The sequence below is a fragment of the Oleiphilus sp. HI0086 genome (assembly GCF_001635225.1).
On the sequence record NZ_LWFZ01000755.1, the window covers coordinates 1 to 5,717 of the forward strand.

Annotated in this window: 4 protein-coding genes; 1 reads left to right on the forward strand and 3 read right to left on the reverse strand. The window is 38.5% G+C overall.

Annotated features, from left to right (window positions below; genetic code table 11):
* Both A3756_RS12925 and A3756_RS12930 read right to left on the reverse strand, forming a co-directional pair.
* Positions 1–182: alpha/beta hydrolase-fold protein (locus tag A3756_RS12925; protein WP_255376516.1), on the reverse strand; the 182-nt coding region annotated here is incomplete at its 3' end.
* A 37-nt stretch (positions 183–219) separates the two neighbouring features.
* Complete coding sequence (locus A3756_RS12930; protein ID WP_068553641.1) at positions 220–1,344, reverse strand: S-(hydroxymethyl)glutathione dehydrogenase/class III alcohol dehydrogenase; 1,125 nt, start codon at positions 1,342–1,344, stop codon at positions 220–222.
* Positions 1,345–2,213: 869 nt separating this feature from the next.
* Between A3756_RS12930 and A3756_RS12935 the strand changes: the two genes are divergently transcribed.
* Positions 2,214–4,946 (forward strand): NB-ARC domain-containing protein, encoded by a 2,733-nt coding sequence (locus A3756_RS12935; RefSeq protein ID WP_068553642.1) that lies wholly within the window; start codon positions 2,214–2,216, stop codon positions 4,944–4,946.
* 103 nt (positions 4,947–5,049) lie between these two features.
* Here A3756_RS12935 and A3756_RS12940 read toward each other — a convergent pair whose 3' ends face one another.
* Complete coding sequence (locus A3756_RS12940) at positions 5,050–5,628, reverse strand: hypothetical protein (RefSeq protein WP_368664584.1); 579 nt, start codon at positions 5,626–5,628, stop codon at positions 5,050–5,052.
* Positions 5,629–5,717: the final 89 nt, after the last annotated feature.

The window sequence follows — 5,717 nt, forward strand, 5'->3', positions numbered from 1 at the left end:
TTTTCATCTGTGCAGGTGAGGCCGGATAACCAGTACATTGCAGGGAGAGGGCTTCCAGTTGATGCCTTTGAAGGTATAAATACCGAAAACCGCATATCACAACCCAAAATATCCGACGTATGTGTGAACTGCTGATAGCAGCCACCAAAGACTCTTGCTTGATTTATTTGTTTTAGTGTCATGTAGCGGTCGCTTAATATTGTTATCTAATAAAATGTCTTAGTAATGAATGACGCTGCGAATACTCTTGCCTTCATGCATGAGATCAAAGGCATTATTAATCTCTTCGAGCGGCATAGTATGCGTAATGAATTCCTGTAAACCGAACTCTCCAGCCAAATACTGTTCAACGATATCTGGCAGTTCAGATCGACCTTTTACGCCGCCAAAGGCAGTTCCGCGCCAAACTCGTCCGGTGACTAACTGAAAGGGTCTTGTTGAGATCTCTTGACCTGCACCCGCGACGCCGATGATAACGGATTCTCCCCAGCCTTTATGGCAGCACTCTAGTGCCTGTCGCATGACATTAACGTTACCAATGCACTCAAATGAATAATCCACGCCGCCATCGGTCATTTCAACAATGACCTCTTGAATAGGCTTGTCAAAATTCTGAGGATTAATACAATCGCTTGCACCTAACTGCTTGGCGAGTTCAAACTTACTTTCGTTGATATCGATGCCGATAATACGACTAGCGCCTGCCATACGGGCACCGATAATAGCGGATAAACCAATACCGCCCAAGCCAAAGATGGCAACGGTATCACCTTGCTGTACTTTAGCTGTGTTCAAGACAGCACCCATTCCTGTTGTTACACCACAACCTAGCAGGCAGACTTCTTCAAGGGGAGCATCTTTGTTTACTTTCGCCAAGGAAATCTCTGGTAAAACGGTATACTCAGAAAAAGTGGAACAGCCCATATAGTGATAGATTGGTTCACCATTCTTATAAAAACGAGTAGTGCCGTCTGGCATCAACCCTTTACCTTGGGTTTCCCGTACGGCCTGGCATAAGTTTGTTTTCCCCGACATGCAAAATTTACATTCACCACACTCAGCTGTGTAAAGCGGGATTACGTGGTCGCCGACTTCGACGCTTGTAACGCCTTCACCGACCATTTCGACAATACCACCACCTTCATGACCAAGGATTGATGGGAAAATTCCCTCTGGGTCTTCACCTGACAAGGTGAAGGCATCAGTATGACAGACCCCGGTTGCAACGATCTTTACCAAGACCTCGCCCACTTTCGGGTACATAACATCGACTTCTTCGATCTTCAGGGGTGTGTTAGGGCCCCAAGCAACGGCGGCTTTAGATTTAATAAACTGGTCAGTCACAAGGTTTCTCCGGGGGGAAAGATGAAATTCACAATCAGATTAGCTACAAGCCTATATCGGCCGAAGCGTGTTCCAATCTTGACATATTCCTAAAATTTTTCCAGCGCTTTTGTTTTAGGTTGGGTGCTTAATGATCCGCACCAGTTAAAGCGGACGCCCTGTTAAGGTGATCATTGTGGCGACTTCTTTCGCAAGGCAAATGCTCGTTTTAATGTACCTTGGTTAAACCCCTCAATACTCAACTTTTGCAAATATGTTAAGAAATAGATCTGAGACCTTTTTTGTTGATTTGCACCCAAAACTGACCCATTAAACCCAAATATTTGCATCGAATTTTGACCCACGTATAAACCTATCCCTGCTTCAACAAAGGCAGGAGAAAAAGGAGTGATAGACGTGGCTCTATTGAATCAACGGGGTCAGACTCGATTGAACTTCTGCTAAAGAAAATGATTTAGTTATGGATGCTACTTTCTACAAGCGAAAAAAAAGACCAGTTAGATAACTAACTAGTCTTTTTAATGTGGTAGCGGGGGCCGCTCACGAATACTTCTTGTAATGTATTGATTGTAATAGTGTTTGAATTCGCCATTCTTAGAAGTACCAACTGATATACCAACATTTTCTTTTTACGTCTATTTGACGATGCTCAGCATATTATAAGTTTTAAGGGAGCGCTAGAACATTTCGATTAGATGGGCTCTCTTCATTTCAGGAAAATGACGTTATTTACTGTTTAATAGTCCTTTGAGCACCTAGGCCTTTTATCATTAATTCAATTTTCAATGCTTTAAATATAGTCCATACTTATAAAAAGTTTGGTTACGTATGCAGTCCCATTATAAGTAAAAGAAGAGTTAAAGAAGAGCATGAAATTAAGGAATTTTGCTACTCGTTTGTCATGTTTCTCATTGGTTTCAGCAATAGAAACGGATCTAAGAAATTTTATTGAAGCAAATAGCGGGGTGGATGATATTCAATCGCTGTTTCCTGAAGATGTATCTGACAAAACTAAAGAGCGTTATTTTAACCACAACAAGGAAGTTTATATATCAGATGCTGATGGTAGTGGGTTACTCGAGTATTTAGACTTCAGTGATTTATGCAAATTGCTGAATAAAATTAAAGACAATCAAAGCATTCTTTCGAAAGAAGAAGTTAGCTTTGTTTCATCCGAACTAGATAGACTAACTCAAACTAGAAACAGGGTTTGCCATTCTAGGCCCTTAGAGCCGAATGATTTTAATGATCTTCTTGATTTTTCGAATGAGCTCAGACGTAAGGGGAATAGCTATAGGTGGCTAAATATTACTTCAGCTATAAATAAGTTAGAAGACCCTACCTATACTCTACTTCTAGATATTCCCAGCTTTTGGCGTGCAGAAGTAAATACCATTTTCCAAAACCTTCCTTTGCCAGAGTTTGATGATACTGGCTTTATAGGGAGAAAAAAAGACAGAGATGCGATTAATAAGTTGCTGTTTTCTAATACAAAAGTGATTTCTATTGTTGGTGAAGGTGGAATTGGAAAGACTGCTCTGGCAATGAGGTGTTTATATGATACGTTAGAGGTCTGTGAGACTTCAAATTCTGATCGTAAGCCATTTGATATGATTCTCTGGGTATCGTTAAAGGTTAATCGACTTACTGTAGGTGGTATTGTTGATATTCGTGACTCGATTTCTTCGACGTCAGGTATGTTAAGAGCTGTAAATGATGAACTCTCCGGTGGAGTAAATGAGACTGAAGATAGTCAAACTCTATTTGAGGAAATAAAAGAGTATATGGCGGAATTTAACATTCTTCTTTGTATCGATAATTTAGAGACGATTTCTAGTGACGAAATTCGAGACTTTATTTCCGATATACCTGGAGGTTCAAAAGTATTAATAACTACGCGGGTAGGGCTAGGAGAAATTGAATATAGATATAAGCTTGAAAAACTAGAAGATACCGCATCTATAAACTTAATGCGCTCTTTGGCTAAACTTCTCAATTGTAATGAACTAGCAAAAAGAAAAAATGAATCATTAAGAAATACTTGCTTGAAATTATATAACAACCCTTTGTTGATCAAATGGTATGTCCTTTGTTTAGCATCAGGAAAGAGCGTATCGGAGTTATTAAATAAAGAAGGAAATACTTTCGAAACGGCTCTCAATTTTTGTTTTTCTGGTTTGTACGACAAATTATCTTCGGTGGACCGAAAAGTTATTTCAGTTATTGCTTGTATTAGAAAACCTGTATCTCCAGTGGAATTGCGATTCATTATTGATGATGTTGAGGAGGTCATTTTAGAAGAATCGCTAAACACGTTAAAAAATACAAGTATGATGAATGTTTCTTCTACAGGTACTGATAATGGTCGAACATATTTATTAACTGATATTGCTGAGCAGTATATTCAGAAAAATAACTTGGTTTCTCAAGAAGTATATAAGATGGTTAAGTCCAAAAGAAAGCAGGTTCAAGAACAGATAGATAAGGATAACGTTAAGAAAGCTCATTATATGTTTGATGTGACAGCTGTTCGTTGGAATCAGCGTGATGAGCAGATATGTAGTATTTTTCTAAAGAAAGCTATGCTTGAATCCAAATCTGGAAATCAGGAAAAGGCTTTGGAATTGATAAGTAAAGCTAAATCAATTATGCCTGAATTTTCAGAATGTTACAGAATTAGTGGGTTAATAAATAGAAGTAATCCTTTTCAAGCCGAGACTGAGTTTGAGAAAGCATTAGAGTTTGATCCTCATTCTTCAATTGCATTATATAATTATGCTCAATTTTTAGACCATGAAGAGGAGTTTGACCGATCGATTGAATTGATTGATAGGGCTATCGAAATTGAAGGCGAACAAGATGCTTTAATGACGTTTAAAGCAAAGCTATTAATGATACTTGGACAATATAAATCAGCTTCCTCGCTTTACGAAAAACTACTTCAATCAAACTCTAGTCGATTAAGAAAATTTAGAATAAGTACTTATGATCAAGCAGCTAGTTGTTATCGAAGGATGGCAGAGCAAAGTATAAGTGATAGGGACTTTGCTAAAGCAGAGCATCACTTGGAAAGAGCGTTAGAAATAGCTAACGATAGTTTCTGTTCGGGTGATTTTGATAAGGGTATTGTAAATCGACTCTATAGAATATTGCTAGAGTCTAATCGCTATTCAAAGGTCTCTGGTGATCACTCTGTAACAAATAAAGTGTTTTCAGTGATTGATTCAAATATGAACTTATTTAGTGTTGAAATGATTTCAGCATTTAGAGCATCCTTAGAGCACGCAAAAATTTGGTTTTCTGAGCAGTCGCGAATAAAGATAGATCAGTATCTTTTGGATATTGAAGAATTGTGCCTTAAAGACTCTGATGGAAGAATTTTTGGTACCATAGATAACCTAGTTGATAAGCATAACTCGGGTGTTTCATTTGGTTTTGTTGTTGGTGTTGATGGGCTGAAGTACTTTTTTCCGAGAGTTCAGCTTATTCCTAATGATGTATTAGATGAGTATATCGAGTCTGATAGCCCAATAAATGTAACCTTCATTCCGTCAACTAGCGAAAAAGGGCCTACAGCATTAAGTGTTAAAAAAGTTTTTTAGTCTATTGATGGCTCAAAGTCTTCCTACTACGAAACTAGAGCAATAAACAATAGCTACACAACTGGGTGTAGATATTGTTTGTTGAACTACTTTAGGGCTCCTACTAGGGAGCCTTATCTTTTTTTAGTGGACGGAAGTTCTGATTGCCCACAATAACTACCTTGACGTTTATTTCTCCGTCAGGTAGTGATCTTGAACCTTCCAGGTCACTCACAAGACCTTCCGGGTTTGATATAAACAGCTCTGGGTCGTAGATTACGCACCAGAGGTGGTATGCTAGTTGATGTCTTCTGTAGTGTTCAATATCAATTATTAGTTCATCTCCAACTTTTGACGCGTGTGATTTGTTTCTGACACGTTTAGTTTCAATAACTAAATTATGGTTAGGTAATAAGAAGTCCATTCTTGTGTTGGAGCCTGCGTAACTAGGGCTAAATTCTTCAGTACGTATATCGGAAATCCAAGGTCTCAGTTGAGAATTAAGCAAATCTTGTATGTCGTATTCAGATGTAAAAGATAGTGATTGCGCGCCCTTTCTACGGTGTGTTAGTGGCTGCATAGCTCGCGGAATACCATTAACTATTATCGTTAAGAGATCTTCTATGCAGGAAGGTCCCCCTGTGTCAGGATAGTTGTCGCCTCTGTTAATTTTTAATAATTGAATAGGAGGCGGTAAGAGAATATGAGTGAAGCATTATTCAAAAGAGTTTAAAGAAGCCATTGTTAAGAAGTGGCTTGAAAGTGGGTTATCATTAAGAACGTTTTCAGCCC

What these genes read in the sequence shown, in the direction of transcription:
- A3756_RS12935 (WP_068553642.1), top strand. Translation starts at nt 2,214, where the DNA reads ATGAAATTAAGGAATTTTGCTACTCGTTTGTCATGTTTCTCATTGGTT.